This is a genomic window from Sphingomonas sp., from assembly GCF_036387595.1.
In the GTDB taxonomy this organism is placed as follows: Bacteria; Pseudomonadota; Alphaproteobacteria; order Sphingomonadales; family Sphingomonadaceae; genus Sphingomonas.
The window spans coordinates 46,473-65,030 of the sequence record NZ_DASVTL010000057.1 but is presented as its reverse complement, the minus strand read 5'-3'; the positions used below and the strand labels follow the sequence as shown (position 1 = coordinate 65,030).

At 67.3% G+C, this 18,558-nt stretch carries 18 protein-coding genes; 10 read left to right on the top strand and 8 right to left on the bottom strand.

Annotated elements, in window-relative coordinates; genetic code table 11:
* Positions 1-63: 63 nt before the first annotated feature.
* Positions 64-1,824: a biosynthetic-type acetolactate synthase large subunit gene (gene ilvB, locus VF643_RS04610; RefSeq protein WP_331042195.1), complete on the bottom strand. Its 1,761-nt coding sequence runs from the start codon at positions 1,822-1,824 to the stop codon at positions 64-66.
* 90 nt (positions 1,825-1,914) lie between these two features.
* Positions 1,915-2,856 carry a tRNA (adenosine(37)-N6)-dimethylallyltransferase MiaA gene (gene miaA, locus VF643_RS04605; protein ID WP_331042194.1) on the bottom strand — a complete coding sequence of 314 codons (942 nt, stop codon included), beginning with the start codon at positions 2,854-2,856 and terminating at the stop codon, positions 1,915-1,917.
* Between miaA and serB the strand changes: the two genes are divergently transcribed.
* Positions 2,849-3,733 carry a phosphoserine phosphatase SerB gene (gene serB, locus VF643_RS04600; protein ID WP_331042193.1) on the top strand — a complete coding sequence of 295 codons (885 nt, stop codon included), beginning with the start codon at positions 2,849-2,851 and terminating at the stop codon, positions 3,731-3,733. The two genes, miaA and serB, sit on opposite strands and share 8 nt — an antisense overlap.
* Here the strand turns inward: serB and cueR are convergent.
* On the bottom strand, positions 3,730-4,134 hold the full coding sequence (cueR, locus tag VF643_RS04595) for a Cu(I)-responsive transcriptional regulator (RefSeq protein WP_331042192.1): 405 nt from the start codon (positions 4,132-4,134) through the stop codon (positions 3,730-3,732). The two genes, serB and cueR, sit on opposite strands and share 4 nt — an antisense overlap.
* Positions 4,135-4,195: 61 nt before the next feature.
* On the opposite strand from cueR, the gene VF643_RS04590 reads away from it, so the two are divergent.
* Positions 4,196-5,887 carry a copper resistance system multicopper oxidase gene (locus VF643_RS04590; protein WP_331042191.1) on the top strand — a complete coding sequence of 564 codons (1,692 nt, stop codon included), beginning with the start codon at positions 4,196-4,198 and terminating at the stop codon, positions 5,885-5,887.
* Positions 5,884-6,903, top strand: a complete 1,020-nt coding sequence (locus tag VF643_RS04585) for a copper resistance protein B (protein ID WP_331042190.1) — start codon at positions 5,884-5,886, stop codon at positions 6,901-6,903. The genes VF643_RS04590 and VF643_RS04585 overlap by 4 nt, the downstream gene beginning before the upstream one ends.
* Positions 6,904-7,098: 195 nt before the next feature.
* Here VF643_RS04585 and rdgB read toward each other — a convergent pair whose 3' ends face one another.
* Together rdgB and rph are read right to left on the bottom strand one after the other, a co-directional pair.
* Positions 7,099-7,734, bottom strand: coding sequence for an RdgB/HAM1 family non-canonical purine NTP pyrophosphatase (gene rdgB, locus VF643_RS04580; protein WP_331042189.1), 636 nt, complete (start codon positions 7,732-7,734; stop codon positions 7,099-7,101).
* Complete coding sequence (rph, locus tag VF643_RS04575; protein ID WP_331042188.1) at positions 7,731-8,444, bottom strand: ribonuclease PH; 714 nt, start codon at positions 8,442-8,444, stop codon at positions 7,731-7,733. The genes rdgB and rph overlap by 4 nt, the downstream gene beginning before the upstream one ends.
* 71 nt (positions 8,445-8,515) lie before the next feature.
* On the opposite strand from rph, the gene hrcA reads away from it, so the two are divergent.
* The 4 genes from hrcA (at position 8,516) to VF643_RS04555 (ending at position 12,600) form a co-directional block, all read left to right on the top strand.
* Positions 8,516-9,556, top strand: a complete 1,041-nt coding sequence (hrcA, locus tag VF643_RS04570) for a heat-inducible transcriptional repressor HrcA (protein ID WP_331042187.1) — start codon at positions 8,516-8,518, stop codon at positions 9,554-9,556.
* Between the two features lie 36 nt (positions 9,557-9,592).
* A complete protein-coding gene (locus VF643_RS04565) occupies positions 9,593-10,123 on the top strand; it encodes a nucleotide exchange factor GrpE (protein WP_331042186.1) in 531 nt (176 codons plus the stop codon).
* 360 nt (positions 10,124-10,483) lie between these two features.
* Positions 10,484-11,707 carry a threonine synthase gene (locus tag VF643_RS04560; RefSeq protein WP_331042185.1) on the top strand — a complete coding sequence of 408 codons (1,224 nt, stop codon included), beginning with the start codon at positions 10,484-10,486 and terminating at the stop codon, positions 11,705-11,707.
* The gene (locus VF643_RS04555) at positions 11,704-12,600 is read left to right on the top strand and encodes a rhodanese-related sulfurtransferase (protein ID WP_331042184.1); all 897 of its coding nucleotides are present in this window, start codon (positions 11,704-11,706) and stop codon (positions 12,598-12,600) included. The genes VF643_RS04560 and VF643_RS04555 overlap by 4 nt, the downstream gene beginning before the upstream one ends.
* Positions 12,601-12,656: 56 nt before the next feature.
* On the opposite strand, the gene VF643_RS04550 is transcribed toward VF643_RS04555, so the two are convergent.
* The 3 genes from VF643_RS04550 to VF643_RS04540 all read right to left on the bottom strand — a co-directional run bounded on the left by VF643_RS04550 (position 12,657) and on the right by VF643_RS04540 (position 14,251).
* Positions 12,657-13,016, bottom strand: a complete 360-nt coding sequence (locus VF643_RS04550; RefSeq protein WP_331042183.1) for a hypothetical protein — start codon at positions 13,014-13,016, stop codon at positions 12,657-12,659.
* A 325-nt stretch (positions 13,017-13,341) separates the two neighbouring features.
* Positions 13,342-13,800 (bottom strand): vgr related protein, encoded by a 459-nt coding sequence (locus tag VF643_RS04545; RefSeq protein WP_331042182.1) that lies wholly within the window; start codon positions 13,798-13,800, stop codon positions 13,342-13,344.
* Between the two features lie 10 nt (positions 13,801-13,810).
* Complete coding sequence (locus VF643_RS04540) at positions 13,811-14,251, bottom strand: copper chaperone PCu(A)C (protein ID WP_331042181.1); 441 nt, start codon at positions 14,249-14,251, stop codon at positions 13,811-13,813.
* 171 nt (positions 14,252-14,422) lie between these two features.
* On the opposite strand from VF643_RS04540, the gene dnaK reads away from it, so the two are divergent.
* The 3 genes from dnaK (at position 14,423) to VF643_RS04525 (ending at position 18,416) form a co-directional block, all read left to right on the top strand.
* The gene (gene dnaK / locus VF643_RS04535) at positions 14,423-16,324 is read left to right on the top strand and encodes a molecular chaperone DnaK (RefSeq protein WP_331042180.1); all 1,902 of its coding nucleotides are present in this window, start codon (positions 14,423-14,425) and stop codon (positions 16,322-16,324) included.
* Between the two features lie 148 nt (positions 16,325-16,472).
* Complete coding sequence (gene dnaJ / locus VF643_RS04530) at positions 16,473-17,594, top strand: molecular chaperone DnaJ (RefSeq protein WP_331042179.1); 1,122 nt, start codon at positions 16,473-16,475, stop codon at positions 17,592-17,594.
* A gap of 36 nt (positions 17,595-17,630) precedes the next feature.
* On the top strand, positions 17,631-18,416 hold the full coding sequence (locus tag VF643_RS04525; protein ID WP_331042178.1) for a c-type cytochrome: 786 nt from the start codon (positions 17,631-17,633) through the stop codon (positions 18,414-18,416).
* The last annotated feature ends 142 nt before the right edge of the window (positions 18,417-18,558 follow it).

Genomic DNA, 18,558 nt, shown 5'->3' with positions numbered 1-18,558 from the left:
GAGATCCCCCTCCACCACCGCTTCGCGGCGGTCCCCCTCCCCGCGAAGCGGGGAGGATCGAAATTACACCAAAGCCTTGGCCTCGTCGTCCATCTCGCCGGAGACTTCGTTGGCCCACAGGATCATCTCGGTGTGCGCAGCCCCCGATGGGATCATCGGGAAGCAATTGGCCAGCTTCGATACCATGCAATCGACGATCACCGGCCCTGGATGATCGAGCATCGCCTGGATGCCGTCGTCGAGCTGGTCGCGGTGCGAGATGCGGATGCCCTTCCAGCCATAAGCCTCGCCCAGTTTCACGAAATCGGGCAGCGAATCCGAATAACTCTCCGAATAGCGGCTGGAATAGGTCAGTTCCTGCCACTGGCGGACCATGCCCATATATTCGTTGTTCAGGATGAAGATCTTCACCGGCAGCCGGTATTGGGTCGCGGTCGCCAGCTCCTGGATGTTCATCTGGATCGAGGCTTCGCCGGCGATGTCGATGACCAGCGCATTGGGATTGCCCAGTTGCGCGCCGATCGCCGCGGGCAGGCCATAGCCCATCGTGCCGAGTCCGCCGCTGGTCAGCCACTTGTTGGGCCGCTCGAAGCCGAAATGCTGCGCGGCCCACATCTGGTGCTGGCCGACCTCGGTGGTGATGATCGGATCGCGGGCGCGGGTCGCCTCCCACAGCGCCCGGATGGCGCGTTGGGGCATGATCTCGCCCTTGTCGTGGTTGGTGCCCTCCTCGGGAAAGTCGAGGCACTTCTTCGCGCGCCAGCCCTCGATCCGCTGATACCAGTCGGTGAGATCGGGCTTCGGGTGCTGGCGCGATTTCCAGATGCGGACCATGTCCTCCATCGCGCGACCGACATCGGCGACGATGGGCAAGTCGATGCGCACGGTCTTGTTGATGCTGGAGCGGTCGATATCGACGTGCACCTTGCGGCTGTTCGGGCTGAACGCGTCGAGCCGCCCGGTGACGCGGTCGTCGAACCGGCTGCCGAGCGCGACCACCAGGTCGGCCTGGTTCATCGCGTGGTTCGCCTCATACGTGCCATGCATGCCGAGCATGCCGAGGAACGCGGGGTGGCTGGCCGGGAAGGCGCCCAGGCCCATCAGCGTCGAGGTGACGGGCGCGCCGGTGACGCGCTGCAACTCGCGCAGCAACTGGCTGGCGCCGGGTCCGGAATTGATGATGCCGCCGCCGGTGTAGAAGATTGGGCGTTCCGCCGCGGCGAGCATGTCGACGACCTGCTCGATCGCACTCTGATCGGCCTTCACCTGCGGGCGATAGGTCTTGTGGCGGATCGGGCCGGGCTTAGCATAGCGCGCGGTTGCGACCTGCACGTCCTTGGGGATGTCCACGACGACGGGGCCGGGGCGGCCGGATGTGGCGATGTAGAAGGCCTCGTGGATGATCTCGCCAAGCCGGGCGGGGTCTTTCACCAGGTAGTTGTGCTTCGAGCAATGGCGCGTGATGCCGACGGTATCCGCCTCCTGGAACGCATCGGTGCCGATCAGCGCGGTCGGCACCTGGCCGGTGATGACGACCATCGGGATCGAATCCATCAGCGCATCGGTGATGCCGGTGACCGCATTGGTCGCGCCGGGGCCGCTGGTGACGAGCACGACGCCTGGCTTGCCGGTGGAGCGGGCATAACCCTCTGCGGCGTGGGTCGCGGCCTGTTCGTGGCGGACGAGGATGTGCTTCAAGCGTCCGGATCGGAACATCGCGTCGTAGATCGGCAGGACGGCACCGCCCGGATAGCCGAAGACGATCTCCACGCCGAGATCGCACAGCGCCTCGACCAGGATATCGGCTCCACTCAACTCGGGCATGACGGACTCCTCAGAATTCTTTGCCGCGCTGCGTCATAGCGGCTCGCGACGGGTGCCGCTACCGATATGAAAAGTGCGTGTCAACCACTATTAGCGCAACAATATATCTATATCACCGACCCATTCTATTATGTCGTTACCATCAAGCCGGAGCCAGCCAGCGGATGGCTGGTGGCGGAACCAGGTATATTGGCGCTTGGCATAGCGGCGGGTGGCGAGCGCGCCGGCCGCAATTGCCTCGTCGCGGCTGATCTCACCGCGTGCGAGGGCGGCGAGTTCGGGGACGCCGATCGCGCGCCGGATGGGGGCGTCGGTGGGCAGGTCGGTGCGGGCGAGCAGGGTGGCGACCTCGCTCAAGCCCTCTTCGGCGATCGTCGCAAAGCGCGCGTCGATGCGCGCCGTCAGCCAGTCGCGATCCGGCAGCAGGATCGCGGCGCGCAGATCGACGTCGCGCGCGATGCCGCCGGTCGCCGCGCTTTGCCACGCCGCCAGCGTCCGCCCGGTGGAACGGACGACTTCGAGCGCGCGGGCGACGCGACTGGTGTCGGCGGGGGCGAGGCGCGCGGCGGCGGCGGGGTCGAGCGCGGCGAGCGCCCGGTGAGCGTCGGCGACCGGGAGCGCGCGGGCTTCGGCGCGGATCGCCGGGTCGATCGCGGGGACGGGGGCGATGCCGTCGAGCAGGGTGCGCAGGTAGAGGCCGGTGCCGCCGACGAGGATCGGGAGCCGTCCCTCTGCCAGCGTGTGCTCTATGGCGGCGCGCGCATCGGCGGCCCAGCGTGCGGCATTGTGCGCGGTGTCGGCGGCGTCGACATGGCCGAACAGGCGGTGGGGGACGCGCGCCTCGTCCTCGGGCGAGGGGCGCGCGGTGAGGATGCGCAGGTCGCGATAGACCTGCGCGCTGTCTGCGTTGATGATCGTGCCGCGATGCCGCTCCGCCAGATCGAGCGCGAGCGCGGACTTGCCGCTGGCGGTCGGCCCTGCGATGAGCGCGAGCCTTGGCCGAGGTCCAGGGGGGAGATCGGATGTGTTCACCGCGACGTTGATAGCAGCCGAACTCGGCGCGGGCGACCTGTCGGCAGCGGCCGATCGGCTGGCACAGGCCGGCTGCGCGGTGGCGGCGCAGGGCTGGATCGAGGAGGGGGTTGCCGCAGACGTGCATTTCGCGACGGCCCCCGATGCGGCGCGTGCGGCGCTGGAGGGGGCGTTCGCGGCCGCCGACGTGGTGGTCCAGTTGCAGGCGACCCGCGCCAAGCGGCTGATCGTCGCGGATATGGATTCGACCATGATTACGGTCGAGTGCATCGACGAACTCGCGGATTACGCCGGGATCAAGCCGCAGGTCGCGGCGATCACTGAGGCCGCGATGCGCGGCGAACTGGATTTCGCGGGCGCGCTGGATGCTCGGGTGGCGTTGCTGGCGGGGCTGGACGAGGGCGTCATCGAGCGGTGTCTGGCGGAACGGGTGCGCGTGATGCCCGGTGCCAAGGCACTGGTGCGGACGATGCGCGCGCGCGGCGCCACCGCGATCCTGGTGTCGGGGGGCTTCACCCGCTTCGCAGAACCCGTGGCGCGCGACATCGGCTTCGACCGCGCAATCGCCAATGTGCTGGAGGTCGATGGCGGGCGGCTGACCGGCACCGTCGCCAGGCCGATCGTCGGATCGGACACCAAGGAGCGTACGCTGCGCGAGGCGGTCGCGTCGCTCGGCCTGACTCTGGACGATGCGCTGGCGGTTGGGGATGGTGCCAACGACCTGGCGATGATCCGCGTCGCAGGGCTGGGCGTGGCATACCACGCCAAGCCGATCGTCGCGCAAGCGGCGGCGGCGCGGATCGACCATAACGATCTGTCTGCCTTGCTCTACGCACAGGGAATCGCGCGTCGGGACTGGGCGAGCGACGCGGATTAGACGCCGCGCGTGCCCGGCCCGACCAGCGAATCGATGATCGGGCAGTCGGGCCGCGCGTCGCCGTGGCAGCGTGCGGCGAGATCGAGCAGGGTCGCACGCATCGCGTCGAGCGCGCGCGCCTTGCGCCCCAGCGCCTCCGCACGCGCTGTCGCCAGCGCCTTCACCTCCGCGCTCGATCGCCCGCGATCGGCCCAGAGTTCCAGCAGCGCGCGCGTCTCCTCGATCGGAAAGCCCAGGTCGCGCGCATTGGCGATGAAACGTAGCCGATCGACGTCGGCGTCGGAATAATCGCGATAGCCGCTGTCGCGCCGCGCAGGTGCGGGGATGACGCCGATCTTCTCATAATGCCGGATCATGCGTTGCGAGATGCCGCTGGCGTGCGCGGCCTGACCGATGTTCATGCGCCACAAGCAGCTTGACCCTGACACCATGTCAAGCCTTATCGCCTGCCGGATGGACTTGATGAACCCTGCGATCGACCGCCGGACGATGTTGCGCACCGCCGCTGGGGGAGCCGCCGCGGCCTGGCTTCCCGCATGGGCGCAGCCGGCCGCAGGCGGTATCGTGCGCGATCTGGCCGTGGTGAGCGGTCCCGACATCACGCTCCGCATAGCGCGTCAGACGCTGACGATGGACGGCCGCGTCACCAGGGCGATCGGCATCAACGGCCACGCCCCTGCGCCGCTGATCCGGTTGCGCGAGGGGGAGGACGTGACGATCACCGTCGTCAACGACCTGGACGAGGACACGTCGCTCCACTGGCACGGGCTGCTGGTGCCCGCGGAATATGACGGCGTGCCGGGCGTGTCCTTTCCCGGCATCCCGCCGGGGGGACGGTTCGTCTACCGCTTCAAGGTGCGGCAGGCCGGGACATATTGGTATCACAGCCATTCGGGGTTGCAGGAGCAATTGGGGCTATATGGCCCGATCGTCATAGACCCCGCCAGCGCGGACCGGATCGCGTTCGACCGCGAGCATGTCGTCATGCTGTCCGATCACAGCGCGAGCGCACCGGAGGCGATCTTTCGCCGGATGAAGCTGGCATCGGGCTATTACGACCGGCAGAAGCAGACGCTGGGCGGGCTGCTGGGGGCACGCGACCAGCCGCTGGCCGAGCGGATGCGCTGGGGCGCGATTCGGATGTCGCCGACCGATATCGCCGATGCGACCGCCGCGGCCTATACCTATCTGGTCAACGGCCACGGCCCGCGCGACAATTGGACCGCGCTGTTCACGCCGGGCGAGCGAGTGCGGCTGCGCATCGTCAACGCCTCGGCGATGACGACGTTCAACGTCCGCATACCCGGCCTGGCGATGACGATCGTGCAGGCAGACGGGCTGAACGTGCGGCCGGTGACGGTGGACGAATTCCAGATCGGCGTGGCGGAGACTTATGACGTCGTCGTAATCCCCTCCGAGGACAGCGCCTATACCCTGGTCGGCGAGAGCATCGACCGGTCGGGGATGGCGCGCGCCACGCTTGCGCCGCGCGCTGGGATGGCTGCCGCGGTGCCGTCACTGCGACGGCGGCCGCTCGCAACCATGAAGGATATGGGCATGGGTGCGATGGCGCATGACATGCCCGGCATGGATCATGCGATGACGATGCGCGATTTCGCCAATGCCCCCAGCGTACCGAAGTCTGCGGGCGTGCAGACGATCGCGCCGATGCCGGTGGATCGCACCGGCGAACCGGGGCAGGGACTGGCCGACGTCGGCCACCGCGTGCTGACCTACCGTGACCTGATCGCGGTGGAGCGCAACCCCGATGTCCGCGCGCCGGGCCGCGCGCTGACGATCCACCTGACCGGCAACATGGAACGCTTCATGTGGAGCTTCGATGGCGTCAAGATGTCCGACACGATGGCGCCGTTCGCCTTCGTCGAGGGGGAGCGGGTTCGTGTCACGCTGGTCAACGACACGATGATGGGACATCCGATCCACCTGCACGGCCATTATTTCGAGCTGGTCACCGGCCACGGCGATCATGCACCGCGCAAACATACGGTGATGGTCCAGCCCGGCGGCACCGTCACCTTCGATCTGACCGCGGACGCGGTGGGCGACTGGGCCTTCCACTGCCACATGCTCTATCACATGCAGGCCGGGATGATGCGCGTGGTGAGCGTGCGCCCGAAGGCGCATGCGGCATGATCCTCGCCGCATGGCTGCTTGGGATTGGGGTGCAGGGCCATCAGATGCACGACATGCCCGGCATGGTCATGCCCAAGGCCGCGCCGCGCAAGCCGGCCGCGCGTGCGCCAGTGCGCAAGGTGCCGGTACGCAAGATGCCGGGGCGTAACCCACCTCCCCGTCCGGCTGCGGCCCAGCCTGTGCCTGCGATAGAGCATCACGATCACGCCGCGATGGTCGCCGACGCCGCGCCTGCGCCGGGTGTCCCCGCAGACCCGGCGGCGGTAGAAACGGTGGCGTCGGGGACTGCGCTTCCCGCGGGCGATGCGCCGGCGCCGGCACTGCCCGAAGATCACTGGGCCGACCGCAGCTTTCCCGGCGGCGCGATGGCGGCGGCGCGTGCGACGATGATGCGCGAGGGCGGCGGGCGGACGTTCCTTCAGGTCATCCTTAACCTGGCCGAAATACGCGCGGACGGCGGCTATCGCTGGGACGGGGAGGCGTGGATCGGCGGCGACCTGAACCGCGCGACGATCAAGAGCGAGGGCAGCGGCGAAGGCGGGGTGGAGGCAGCCGAGGTGCAGGCGCTCTACAGCCGCGCGATCGGCGTCTATGTCGATCTGCAGGCCGGCGTGCGCCACGACATCGTGCCGTCGCGCAGCTATCTGACGCTCGGTGTCGAGGGTCTGGCGCCCTATTGGTTCGAGGTCGAGGCGGCGGCGTTCCTCTCCGACCGCGGCGTCATATCGGCGCGGTTGGAGGGCTATTACGATCAGCGCATCACCCAGCGGCTGGTGCTCCAGCCGCGGGTCGAATTCAACCTGTCGGCGCAGGATTTCCCGCGATCCGGGACGGGCAAGGGAGTCGTCGATGCCGAGGTCGGGCTGAGGCTGCGCTATGAGATTGCGCGTGAATTCGCGCCCTATGTCGGGGTGTCGTGGGAGCGCAAGATCGGCGGCACCGCACGGCTTGCGCGGCGGGCGGGCAACGACACGGGCGGCGTGCGCGCGCTGGCGGGGGTGCGCTTCTGGTTTTGACGGAGGCAATAGCCTAACGGGGAGTCTTTCTGAGGCCGTGCGCGACCTTCAGCCGGGTCTCCCTGCGCGCATCTGTTCTCTTGGCGAAAGCAGGAGCCCAGAGCCGCGGGCGATGCGCTCTGCCATCCTGCACTCCTGCTTTCGCCAAGAGAACAGGTGCCGGGAGGCGAGACTCGGTTGAACCTCGCGTCGGCTCTAAAACACTGCCGCCACCAATTGCCGGAACGCGTCGGCCCGGTGGCTGATCGCATGCTTTTCCGCCGGATCGAGTTCCGCATAGGTCCGCTCGTCGCCTAGCGGTACGAACACCGGGTCGTAGCCGAAGCCCACCGTCCCGCGCGGCGGCCAGGTGAGTTTGCCCTCGGCACGCCCCTCGAACCATTCGACATGGCCATCGGGCCAGGCGAGCGCCAGCACGCAGACGAAATGCGCGTCGCGCCCCGCGTCCGGTCCCTTGGCGGCCAAGGCATCCTCGACCTTGCGCATCGCGAGCGCCCAGTCGCGGCCGTTCGCGGTTTCTGCCCAGTCGGCGGTATAGACACCCGGATCGCCGCCCAGCGCATCGACGCACAGCCCGCTGTCGTCGGCAAGCGCAGGTAGACCCGACAGATCGGCGGCACTGCGCGCCTTGAGTTCGGCATTGGCGAAGAAGGTGGTGCCCGTCTCGACCGGCTCGGGCAGGTCAAGGTCGGCCGCCGACACCGGCTCGATGCCATAAGGGGCGAGCAGCGCCGTCAGTTCGCGGACCTTGCCCTTGTTGTGGCTGGCGATGACCAGCTTGCCGGGCGCTAGCTTGCGGATCGCCTGCGGAACGTCGCCTTCCGCGCTCATTTCACCGCGTCTGCCTGCGCGCGGAAAATGTCGGCGCAGCCCATGCGCGCCAGGCGCAGGAGGCGGAGCAGCGCCTCCTCGTCATAGGTCGCACCTTCCGCGGTGGCCTGTGCCTCGGCGATGTTGCCGTTCTGGAGCAGGACGAAATTGGCGTCGGCATCGGCATTCGAATCCTCGTCGTAGTCCAGATCGAGAACCGGCGTGCTCTTGTAGATGCCGCAGCTGACTGCCGCGACCTGTTGCGTGATCGGATCGACGCTCAGCTTGCCCGCCTTCATCAGCCCGTCGATCGCCAGGCGCAGCGCGACCCATGCGCCCGAGATCGCGGCGGTGCGGGTGCCGCCGTCGGCCTGGATGACGTCGCAATCGAGGACGATCTGGCGCTCCCCCAGCGCCTTCATGTCGGTCACCGCGCGCAAGGAACGGCCGATCAGCCGCTGGATTTCCTGCGTGCGCCCCGATTGCTTGCCCTTGGCGGCCTCGCGGTTGCCGCGGGTGTGGGTGGCGCGGGGCAGCATGCCATATTCGGCGGTGACCCAGCCCTCGCCCTTGCCGCGCAGGAAGGGGGGGACGCGTTCCTCGATGCTGGCGGTCACCAGCACCTTGGTGTCGCCGAAGCCGATCAGCACCGATCCCTCGGCATGCTTGGTGAAGCGCGGCTCGATGGAGACGGTTCGCATCTGATCGGGGGCACGGCCGCTGGGGCGCATAATATGATCCTGTCGTAGTTTGCCCGCCGCCTAGCCTTCCCCTTGCCGCCACGCCAGCCTAGATCATCGACATGGGTCCACCCGTTTCCGAACTGACCGACCGCGCACGCGACGTGTTTCGCGTGGTGGTCGACAGCTATCTGGCAAACGGCGCGCCGGTGGGGTCGAAGACGATCGCGTTGGCTTCGGGGCTGAACCTGTCGCCGGCGTCGATCCGCGGCGTGATGCAGGAGCTGGAGGAGCGGGGCCTGCTCGCCAGCCCGCATACCAGCGCCGGGCGGCTGCCGACCGAGCGGGGCTTGCGGCTGTTCGTCGACGGGATGATGCAGGCACTGGAGCCATCCGCCGACGAGCGCGCGGCGATCGAATCGCGCGCGGGGCGGGGCGGGCCGGTGGAGGAGGCGCTGGCCGCGACCACCGCCGCGCTGTCGGGGCTGTCGGCCTGTGCGGGACTGGTGCTGGTTCCCAAGCGCGAGCTGAAACTGCGCTCGATCGGCTTCGTGCCGCTGTCCGATGCTCAGGCGCTGGCGGTGCTGGTCGCCGAGGACGGATCGGTCGAGAACCGCGTCGTCGCGCTGGCGCCGGGCATGTCGCCGAGCGCCCTGGTGGAGGCGGGCAATTACATGTCTGCGACGCTCGGCGGGCTGACGCTGGCCGAGGCGCGCGGGCGGATCGAGCGTGAGATGGCGGACGGGCGCGCGGCGATCGACGGTGCCGCCCGCGCGCTGGTGGAGCGTGGCCTGGCGATCTGGAGCGAGGACGGTGCGCGGCGCCCGGTGCTGATCGTGCGCGGGCAGGGACGCCTGGTCGATGCCGCCGCGATGGCCGATCTCGACCGGGTGCGCGACCTGCTCGACGATCTGGAGGGCAAGCAGGAGGTGGCGACGCTGCTGGATTCGGCGCGGGCGGGCGATGCGACCCGCATCTTCATCGGTGCCGAGAACAAATTGTTCGCGCTCAGTGGATCGTCGGTGATCGCCCGGCCGTTTCGCGGACTCGATGGGCAAGTGATCGGCGTCGTCGGGGTGATCGGCCCCACCCGGTTGAACTATGCGCGGGTCGTGCCAATGGTGGATTTTACGGCGGCGACGCTTGCCCGGTTGATGGGCTGAACCCATCTGCGAGTGCTGGAATTTACAGGGACGACCATGGACAACGATACGACAGACCTTCGCGACGAGACCGCGGCCGAAGCGCCCGAAGTGGCCGAGCACGACCGCAGCGCCGAACTGGAGGCGCAGCTCGCCGAGGCCAAGCAGCAGGTGCTCTATGCGCAGGCCGAGGTGCAGAACGTCCGCCGCCGGGCCGAAAAGGATGCGGTGGACGCACGTGCCTATGCCGCGACCGCCTTTGCGCGCGACGTACTGTCGGTCGCCGACAATCTGTCGCGCGCCCTGGCGGCGATCCCCGCGGACCTGCGTGCCGACGACAAGATGAAGGGGCTGGTCACCGGGCTGGAGGCAACGGGCCGCGAACTCGACAGCGTCTTCGCACGCCACGGGATTACCAGGATCGCCGCGATGGGCGAGACGCTCGACCCCAACCGCCACCAGGCGATGCTGGAAGTGCCGAGCGACCAGCCGGCGGGGACGATCGTCCAGGAAATGCAGTCGGGTTATATGATAAAGGACCGGCTGCTGCGGCCCGCTTTGGTCGGAGTCGCCAAGAAGGAAGACTGACCATGCCGGTTGCCGATCGCGCCCCCCGCCGATCGTCTCGGGATCGCTTGCGCCTTGCGCAGGAGCGCGCGTTGGCCGGGACGATAGCAGGACGTAGCCGGCGCCTGCGCAAGCGGCGTGACGGCGAAGTCGGGGAAAGTGCGCCGGTCGAGCCTAACCGCCCAGACAATCTCTCTGGCGGTGCAGCGGCTGCGCTGGAATTCGACGACTGACGCAAATTGATCCTCCCCGCCAAGCGGGGAGGGGGACCAGCCGCAGGCTGGTGGAGGGGGATCTCCGCGGGGCGGGACGCATTCGGCGAACCCCCTCCACCATTCGCTGCGCGAACGGTCCCCCTTCCCGCTTGGCGGGGAGGACAATATGAACACCAATCTCACGACCGATCGTCCGACCTTCGTTACCCATCTCGAATGCTCGATGACTGGCGAGCGTTACGACGCGGACACGCTCCACGGTCTGTCGCGCGTCGGGCGGCCGTTGCTCGTGCGCTACGACCTTGCCGCCGCGGGCACAGCGCTGCCCAAGGCGGCGCTGGAGGCCCGCCCGACCGACCTGTGGCGGTGGCGCGAGTTGCTCCCCGTGCGCGATACCGCCAACATCGTCAGCCTTGGCGAGATCGAGACCCCGCTCGTCCCGATCCCGAAATCGGGCGGGGCGAACGTCCTGGTCAAGGACGAAGGCCGCCTGCCTACCGGCAGCTTCAAGGCGCGCGGGCTCGTCATGGCAGTGGCGATGGCCAAGGAGCTTGGGGTCACGAAGATCGCGATGCCGACCAACGGCAATGCGGGTGCCGCGCTGGCGGCTTATGCGACGCGGGTCGGCATCGAGACGATCGTCTTCTGCCCGGCCGATACGCCGGAAGTGAACGTCCGCGAGATCGCGATGCAGGGCGCGCGCGTGTGGCGGGTGAACGGGCTGATCGACGATTGCGGCGCGATCGTCGGCAAGGGGGCCGCCGAGGGGCGCTGGTTCGATTTCTCGACGCTGAAGGAGCCGTACCGGATCGAGGGCAAGAAGACGATGGGGCTGGAACTGGCCGCGCAATTCGGCTGGAGGCTGCCCGATGCGATCTTCTATCCCACCGGCGGCGGCACCGGATTGATCGGGATGTGGAAGGCGTTCGCCGAGCTGGAGGCGATGGGCTGGATCGGTGCCGAACGCCCGCGCATGTATGCGGTGCAGGCGAGCGGCTGCGCGCCGATCGTCCGCGCCTTCGAAGAGGGGGTCGAGCATGCCGAGCGCTGGGAAGATGCGCACACCGTCGCCGCGGGCATCCGCGTGCCACGCGCGGTCGGCGACTTTCTCATCCTGCGCGCGGTGCGCGAATCGGGGGGCAAGGCGCTGGGGGTCGGCGATCCCGCCATCCTGAAGGCGGTGGATGATTGCGCGCGGAAGGACGGGCTGCTGCTCTGCCCCGAGGGCGGCGCGACCCTCGCCGCATATCAGGAGGCGGTGCGCACCGGCGAAGTCGATGAGGACGAGCGCGTGGTGCTGTTCAATTGCGCGACGGGGCTGAAATACCCGATGCCCGAGGCACCGCGGACGCTCGACCGCCACGCGCTGATCGACTTCGACGCGCTGTGACCATCGCCGTCGCCGCGCTGTACCGGTTTACGCCGGTGGACGATCCGCAGGGCCTGCGCGATCGGATCGCCGAACGCTGCGCGGCGCTGGGTATCCGCGGCACCCTGCTGCTGGCGAGCGAGGGCATCAACGGCACGATCGCGGGGCCGGCGGAGGCGATCGACGCGATCCTGGCGGACCTGCGCGCGCTGCCCGGCTGCGCGGACCTCGACGTGAAGCGCGCCACCGCGGCGGCGATGCCGTTCCACCGGCTGAAGGTACGGGTAAAGCGCGAGATCGTGACGATGGGGGAGGCGGTCGATCCGGCCAACGCGGGCACTTACGTCGCGCCCGCCGAATGGAACGCGCTGGTCGCCGACCCGGACACGGTCGTGATCGACACCCGCAACGCCTATGAGGTCGCGGTCGGCACGTTTCCGGGGAGCGTCGATCCCGGCACCGCCGGCTTCGCCGACTTTCCCGCTTGGTTCCGCACCAACCGTGCGGCGTTCGAGGGCAAGAGGGTGGCGATGTTCTGCACCGGCGGCATCCGCTGCGAAAAGGCGACCGCGCTGCTGAAGCGCGAAGGCGTGGAGGACGCCCACCATTTGCGCGGCGGCATCCTGCGCTATCTGGAGGAGGTGCCCGAAGCCGACAGCCTGTGGGACGGCGAATGCTTCGTCTTCGACGAACGCGTCGCGGTGGGGCAGGGCCTGGCGCCCGGCACCCACGTCCTGTGCCGCGCGTGCCGGATGCCGGTGTCGGCGCAGGACCGCGCCTCGCCCCTATACGCGGAGGGCATCGCCTGCCCACGCTGCCACGACGCGCGCACCGACGACCAGCGCGCCGGCTATGCCGAACGGCACCGCCAAGTGACGCTTGCTGCGCGGCGTGGCGAGCGGCATGTGGGATAGGGGGACGCGCTGAAGGTGCGATTTTAGTGGAAAACTGCCGTTAACCGCCTTTTTCTTTATGCGCTGTCGAAACCCGCAAACGGGCTAAAGACCACCCCGTTGTCGGCTAGTCGAGCAGCAATTTCGCTTTGGGCTGGGAACTCTTCCGTGAACTCGGGCCAGGCCTCACCGACATACTTGGCCCAATCGCTCAGAGGCATGGAAAGCCCCTCGGGCAAAACATCCTCGAAGTCGTAACCCATTGCTTGAATGGCGCGAACGCCTTTTACGACCGCTTCCCGAGGTTCTTCCGCTATCGAAAACGCCGTTACATATGCGCCAATCAGAGGTGGCGGCAATGGCTCAGGACCGCCACGTATTTTAAGCTGGATGCCATGGATTGTGGCCTGCACGACCTTTTTGCTGAACAAGCCCATCCTGCGCCCCATCTACTCTACCGCAGCTTTATCAATGGATGGCCGATGTCCGCAACTGGGCGCAAGCGGTCATAATCGCTGTCCTACAACCCGCCCCTCGTGTCAGCATGGATGATGCTCAGCGCCCGCTCTTTCTCATCCCTGCGACAATCGCAAAAAAATGTCGAAATTCGCTTCGAAGGTTCGATGCTCGAAACCCCCGTAACATCAAACGAGGTTTCACCCCTGTAGGATGTGACTTTCCAGTGACCTTCCGCGCATCGCAGCGCGTAACCGATGGCAGACACAGCTTTTTCCGAAAACCGCCGAGCCTGCCCGAACCGGCTCAAGCCCCCGGCGTGAACGGCACCAAAGTCGCATATTGCGCCAGCCCCGGCGCCCCCGCCACCACACGCCCCTCGCGCAGCAGGAACGCATGGCGGACGATCTCGGCCTGCTGCTCGACGCCGTAGCGACGGAAGGGCTGGCCGGGTTTGATCGCATAATCATAGCGGCAGAAGGGGTGTCGGATCAGCGGCAGGCACAGCCCTTGCTGATGCTGCCAGACGTGGACCATCTCGTGGATGAACAGCCCCTGCGCATCCAGCGGCGCGGCGCCGAAATCATCGTGCCATTGATCGCCGAGCGGGTGGAAGTGAATGTGCCCGCACGGCGCCATCACCACGCCGCGCGGCTGGAAGAACACCCATTTGCGGCGCACCAGCGTGACGCGATCATAGTCGATGGCGGCCCCGAACACCGTCTCGGCCAGCGCGGTCTCCGCGTCGGTCAGTCTGCGCCTCATGCGCCCGCTCTCATTCCGGCGCCGGGTCGCCCGCCGCCAGTACGTTGGCCTTGCGCGAGATGCGGCTGCCGTCGGCAAACGCAAGCGACAGAAGCACCGGCCGCCCGCCCGGCACGATCGCCGGGTTCATGTCGTACAGCATCACGTGGCGCCCGCCGGGCTTGAACGCCACGTCGGTATTGGCGGGCACGCGCACGCTGGCGAGCGGGGTCATCGTCATCATGCCGGCATGGCCCTTCATGCTCTCGTGCATTTCGGATCGGATCGACACGTCGCTGCTCACCGCGATGATCGTCGCATCGGCCGGGCCGCCGTGGACGGTGAAATACGCCGCCGCCGGCCGGCCCTTGACCGCGGCCAGCCGAACCCAGGCATCGTCTACGCTGAGTTCGGGCGCCATGCCGCAACCCGACAGCCCCAGCGCGACCATGCATGTCACGAACCTGTGCAAGCGAACTCCTTCGCGCTTTTGGAAAAATTCAGATGGTTCCACTAGGCTCGACGTAATCTTGCGGCAAGCGCAAGCCCACCTATATCGCGCCCATCACGTGCAAGTTGCGCAGCCGTAACGGGGCGCCGCCTGCTGGCAGTTTTGAATCGTTGAGGGGCTAAAAGAGCACATATGGCAAAAGTTATCGGCATCGACCTTGGCACCACCAACAGCTGCGTGTCGGTCATGGAGGGCGGCAAGCCCAAGGTCATCGAGAATGCGGAAGGCGCGCGCACCACGCCGTCGATCGTCGCCTTCGCCAAGGATGGCGAGCGGCTGGTCGGCCAGCCTGCCAAGCGCCAGGCCGTCACCAACGGCGACAACACCATCTTCGCGGTCAAGCGCCTGATCGGCCGCCGCTTCGACGATCCGATCACCAAGAAGGACACCGAGCTGGTCCCTTACAAGATCGCGCGCGGGCCGAACGGCGATGCGTGGGTCTCGGCCGGTGGCAAGGATTACAGCCCTTCGCAGATCAGCGCCTTCACGCTCCAGAAGATGAAGGAAACCGCCGAATCGTATCTGGGTGAGACGGTCACCCAGGCGGTCATCACCGTGCCTGCGTACTTCAACGACGCGCAACGCCAGGCGACCAAGGACGCCGGCCAGATCGCCGGGCTCGAAGTGCTGCGCATCATCAACGAGCCGACCGCGGCGGCGCTCGCTTACGGGCTGGAGAAGCAGGACGGCAAGACGATCGCGGTCTATGACCTCGGCGGCGGCACGTTCGACATCTCGGTGCTCGAGATCGGCGACGGCGTGTTCGAGGTGAAGGCGACCAACGGCGACACCTTCCTGGGCGGCGAGGATTTCGACAACACCATCGTCCAGTTCCTGGCCGACAGCTTCAAGAAGGACGAGGGCATCGACCTCGCCAAGGACAAGCTGGCGCTCCAGCGGCTGAAGGAAGCCGCGGAGAAGGCGAAGATCGAGTTGTCGTCGGCCGCCTCCACCGAGGTCAACCTGCCCTTCATCACCGCCGACCAGAACGGCCCCAAGCATCTGGTCAAGGCGATCACCCGCGCCGATCTGGAGCGGATGGTCGAGGGACTCATCAAGCGCACCCTCGATCCGTGCAAGAAGGCGCTGGCCGATGCCGGCGTGAAGCCCGAGGATATCAGCGAAGTCGTCCTGGTCGGCGGCATGACCCGCATGCCGCGCGTGCGCGAAGTCGTGAAGAACTTCTTCGGCAAGGAGCCGCACACCGGCGTCAACCCCGATGAGGTCGTCGCGATGGGCGCCGCGATCCAGGCGGGCGTGCTGCAGGGCGACGTCAAGGACGTGCTGCTGCTCGACGTGACGCCGCTGTCGCTGGGCATCGAGACGCTGGGCGGCGTGTTCACCCGGATGATCGACCGCAACACGACGATCCCGACGAAGAAGTCGCAGACTTATTCGACGGCCGACGACAACCAGGGTGCGGTGACGATCCGGGTGTTCCAGGGCGAGCGCGAGATGGCGGCCGACAACAAGATGCTCGGCAACTTCGATCTGGTCGGCATTCCCCCCGCGCCGCGCGGCGTTCCGCAGATCGAGGTCACGTTCGACATCGACGCCAACGGCCTGGTCAACGTCAGCGCCAAGGACAAGGGCACCGGCAAGGAGCAGCAGATCCGCATCCAGGCGAGCGGTGGCCTGTCCGACGCCGATATCGATCAGATGGTCCGCGACGCGGAGCAGTTCGCCGAGGAGGACAAGAAGCGCCGTGCGGCGGCCGAGGCGAAGAACAACGCCGAATCGCTGATCCACACGACCGAGCGCCAGCTCGCCGACAATGGCGACAAGGTCGACGAGAGCCTGAAGACCGAAATCCAGGCCGCGATCGACGAAGCCAAGGCGGCGGTCGAGAGCAATGACGCCGATCGGATGACCGAAAAGGCGCAGGCGCTCGCGACGGTGGCGATGAAGCTGGGTCAGGCGATCTACGAGAAGCAGGCGGCGTCCGAGGCGTCTCCGGCCTCGTCCGACGAAGCCCCGAAGGACGACGTAGTCGACGCGGAATTCTCCGAAGTCGACGAAGACCGCAAGGCGTAAAGTGTGGTGTCGGTCCTTCGATACGGGCCTTCGACAAGCTCAGCCCCTACTCGGGACGGACGGATTTCCTTCCTGCCGTTCGTCCTGAGTAGCCACTGAGCGAAGTCGAAGTGGCGTATCGAAGGACTGTTCCGATGGGCGAACTGCAATGACCACCACCGTCGATTATTACGAGTTGCTCGAATGTGAGCGCACCGCAGACGCGGGGACGCTGAAATCGGCGTACCGCAAGCTCGCGATGAAGTTTCATCCCGACAAGAACGCCGGGTGCAAGGATTCGGAAAGCAAGTTCAAGGCGGTCAGCGAAGCCTATGAGGTTCTGAAGGATCCTCAGAAGCGCGCCGCCTACGATCGCTATGGCCATGCCGCATTCCAGCAGCAGCAGGGCGGCGGCGGCGGCCAGGACTTTAACGGCTTTTCCGACATTTTCGAAAGCGTCTTCGGCGAATTCATGGGCGGCGGTCGCGGCGGCGGCCGCGCGCAGGCGCGTCGCGGCGCCGACCTGCGCTACGACATGGAGATCACGCTCGAAGAGGCGTTTCACGGCAAGTCCACCGAAGTGACCGTCGACGTGTCCGCGCAATGCGACACCTGCCACGGATCGGGCGCGCGGTCGGGAACGCAGGCCAAGACGTGCCAGCATTGCCAAGGCCACGGCAAGGTCCGCGCGCAACAGGGCTTCTTCGTGGTCGAGCGCCCGTGCCCGATCTGCGGCGGCGCGGGCCAAGTCATCGCCGATCCATGCCCCGATTGCCGCGGCGAAGGCCGGGTCGATCGCACCAAGACGCTGAGCGTAAATATCCCGGCGGGGGTGGACGAGGGCACCCGAATCCGCATGTCCGGCGAAGGCGAAGCCGGGCCGCGCGGCAGCCCGGCGGGTGACCTCTACATCTTCCTCCACGTCAAACGGCACAGCCTGTTCGAGCGCGAGGGCACGACGCTGTTCGCGCGCGCGCCGATCAGCTTCACCACCGCGGCGCTCGGCGGATCGCTTTCGATCCCCGGTCTCGACGGACATACGCATGAGGTGAAGATCCCGGCCGGCATCCAGTCGGGCAAGCAGCTTCGCCAGCGCGGGGCAGGCATGCCCGTGCTCCAGGGCCGCGGCTCGGGCGACCTGGTCGTGCAGATCGACGTCGAGACCCCGACCAAGCTATCCGCCCGCCAGCGCGAATTGCTGGAAATGTTCCGCGAGACAGAGACGGGCGCCGAATGTCCGGCAAGCCAGGGTTTCTTCTCCAAACTCAAGAGCGCGGTCGTCGGAGAATGACTTGCGACGTGGTCGCGGCCGGCATAGCATCGTGGGATGCTTGACCGGTCGCGATGGATGCTCGGGGCGGCGATCTTGGCTGCGGTGGCGGTCGGCGCATTCGCGGCGCCGCGTGGTTCGCCGGATGTGGTGCAGGGGAAACGGCTGGCGACTGAACTTGGCTGCCATAGCTGCCATGACGACGCGCTGACGGGAAAGCGCCTGTTCGCGAGTGCCGATGGCGCGACGCTTTACAGCAGCAATCTGACGACTGCCGTCCGCACGTACACCGACCGTCAACTCGACCATGTCATCCGGACCGGCGAACGCCCCGATGGCACGCGGCTCTGGTATATGGACGCCGCGCCTTATGCGGTCCTGACGCCCGAGAAGATGAAGGCCATTCGTGCCTATCTGCGCGGGCTGCGCCCGGTCGGCACGGATCATCCCCGGATCAAGATGGGGCCACGCTTTCTGAAAGCGGTGCAGGCCGGGCAGGCCAAGCCCGAATCGGCGACGCTCGATGCCGATCTCGCGCGGCCCGCGGTCGACCTGGGTCCGCGCCACGCCCGCGGCCGCTATCTGGCGCGGACGCGTTGCGGCGTATGTCATGCGCCGGACCTTGGCGGAACGGCCGACCCGCAGCCGGGCGATCCACCCGATCTGGCGATAGCAGGAAGCTACGATCGCGCCGAGTTCCGCCGGTTACTACAGCGCGGCGAGGCACCAGGCGGCAAGCCGATCGGCGAAATGGCGACGGAGGCGCGCAAGCGTTTCGCGCGGCTGAGCGACGGTGCGGCGGACGCGATCTACGATTATCTGGCGGCGCGCGCACGCCGCTGACCGGCCTGTCCGCCCCCCATAAAGGAGGGCGGTCGGCCGATGGATCAGAAGGTGGTGATGACCACCCCGACCACCAGCGCCTGTGCCGCGATTGCCAGCATGCTGCTGGTCACGGTTTCGAACATACGCATGGTTGGGTCTC

Bases quoted from the DNA above. Each gene is read 5' to 3' on its own strand.
- ilvB (WP_331042195.1), bottom strand. From the start codon at position 1,824: ATGCCCGAGTTGAGTGGAGCCGATATCCTGGTCGAGGCGCTGTGCGAT.
- cueR (WP_331042192.1), bottom strand. From the start codon at position 4,134: ATGAACATCGGTCAGGCCGCGCACGCCAGCGGCATCTCGCAACGCATG.
- VF643_RS04590 (WP_331042191.1), top strand. From the start codon at position 4,196: ATGAACCCTGCGATCGACCGCCGGACGATGTTGCGCACCGCCGCTGGG.
- VF643_RS04585 (WP_331042190.1), top strand. From the start codon at position 5,884: ATGATCCTCGCCGCATGGCTGCTTGGGATTGGGGTGCAGGGCCATCAG.
- rdgB (WP_331042189.1), bottom strand. From the start codon at position 7,734: ATGAGCGCGGAAGGCGACGTTCCGCAGGCGATCCGCAAGCTAGCGCCC.
- rph (WP_331042188.1), bottom strand. From the start codon at position 8,444: ATGCGCCCCAGCGGCCGTGCCCCCGATCAGATGCGAACCGTCTCCATC.
- hrcA (WP_331042187.1), top strand. From the start codon at position 8,516: ATGGGTCCACCCGTTTCCGAACTGACCGACCGCGCACGCGACGTGTTT.
- VF643_RS04565 (WP_331042186.1), top strand. From the start codon at position 9,593: ATGGACAACGATACGACAGACCTTCGCGACGAGACCGCGGCCGAAGCG.
- VF643_RS04560 (WP_331042185.1), top strand. From the start codon at position 10,484: ATGAACACCAATCTCACGACCGATCGTCCGACCTTCGTTACCCATCTC.
- VF643_RS04550 (WP_331042183.1), bottom strand. From the start codon at position 13,016: ATGGGCTTGTTCAGCAAAAAGGTCGTGCAGGCCACAATCCATGGCATC.
- VF643_RS04545 (WP_331042182.1), bottom strand. From the start codon at position 13,800: ATGAGGCGCAGACTGACCGACGCGGAGACCGCGCTGGCCGAGACGGTG.
- dnaK (WP_331042180.1), top strand. From the start codon at position 14,423: ATGGCAAAAGTTATCGGCATCGACCTTGGCACCACCAACAGCTGCGTG.
- dnaJ (WP_331042179.1), top strand. From the start codon at position 16,473: ATGACCACCACCGTCGATTATTACGAGTTGCTCGAATGTGAGCGCACC.
- VF643_RS04525 (WP_331042178.1), top strand. From the start codon at position 17,631: ATGCTTGACCGGTCGCGATGGATGCTCGGGGCGGCGATCTTGGCTGCG.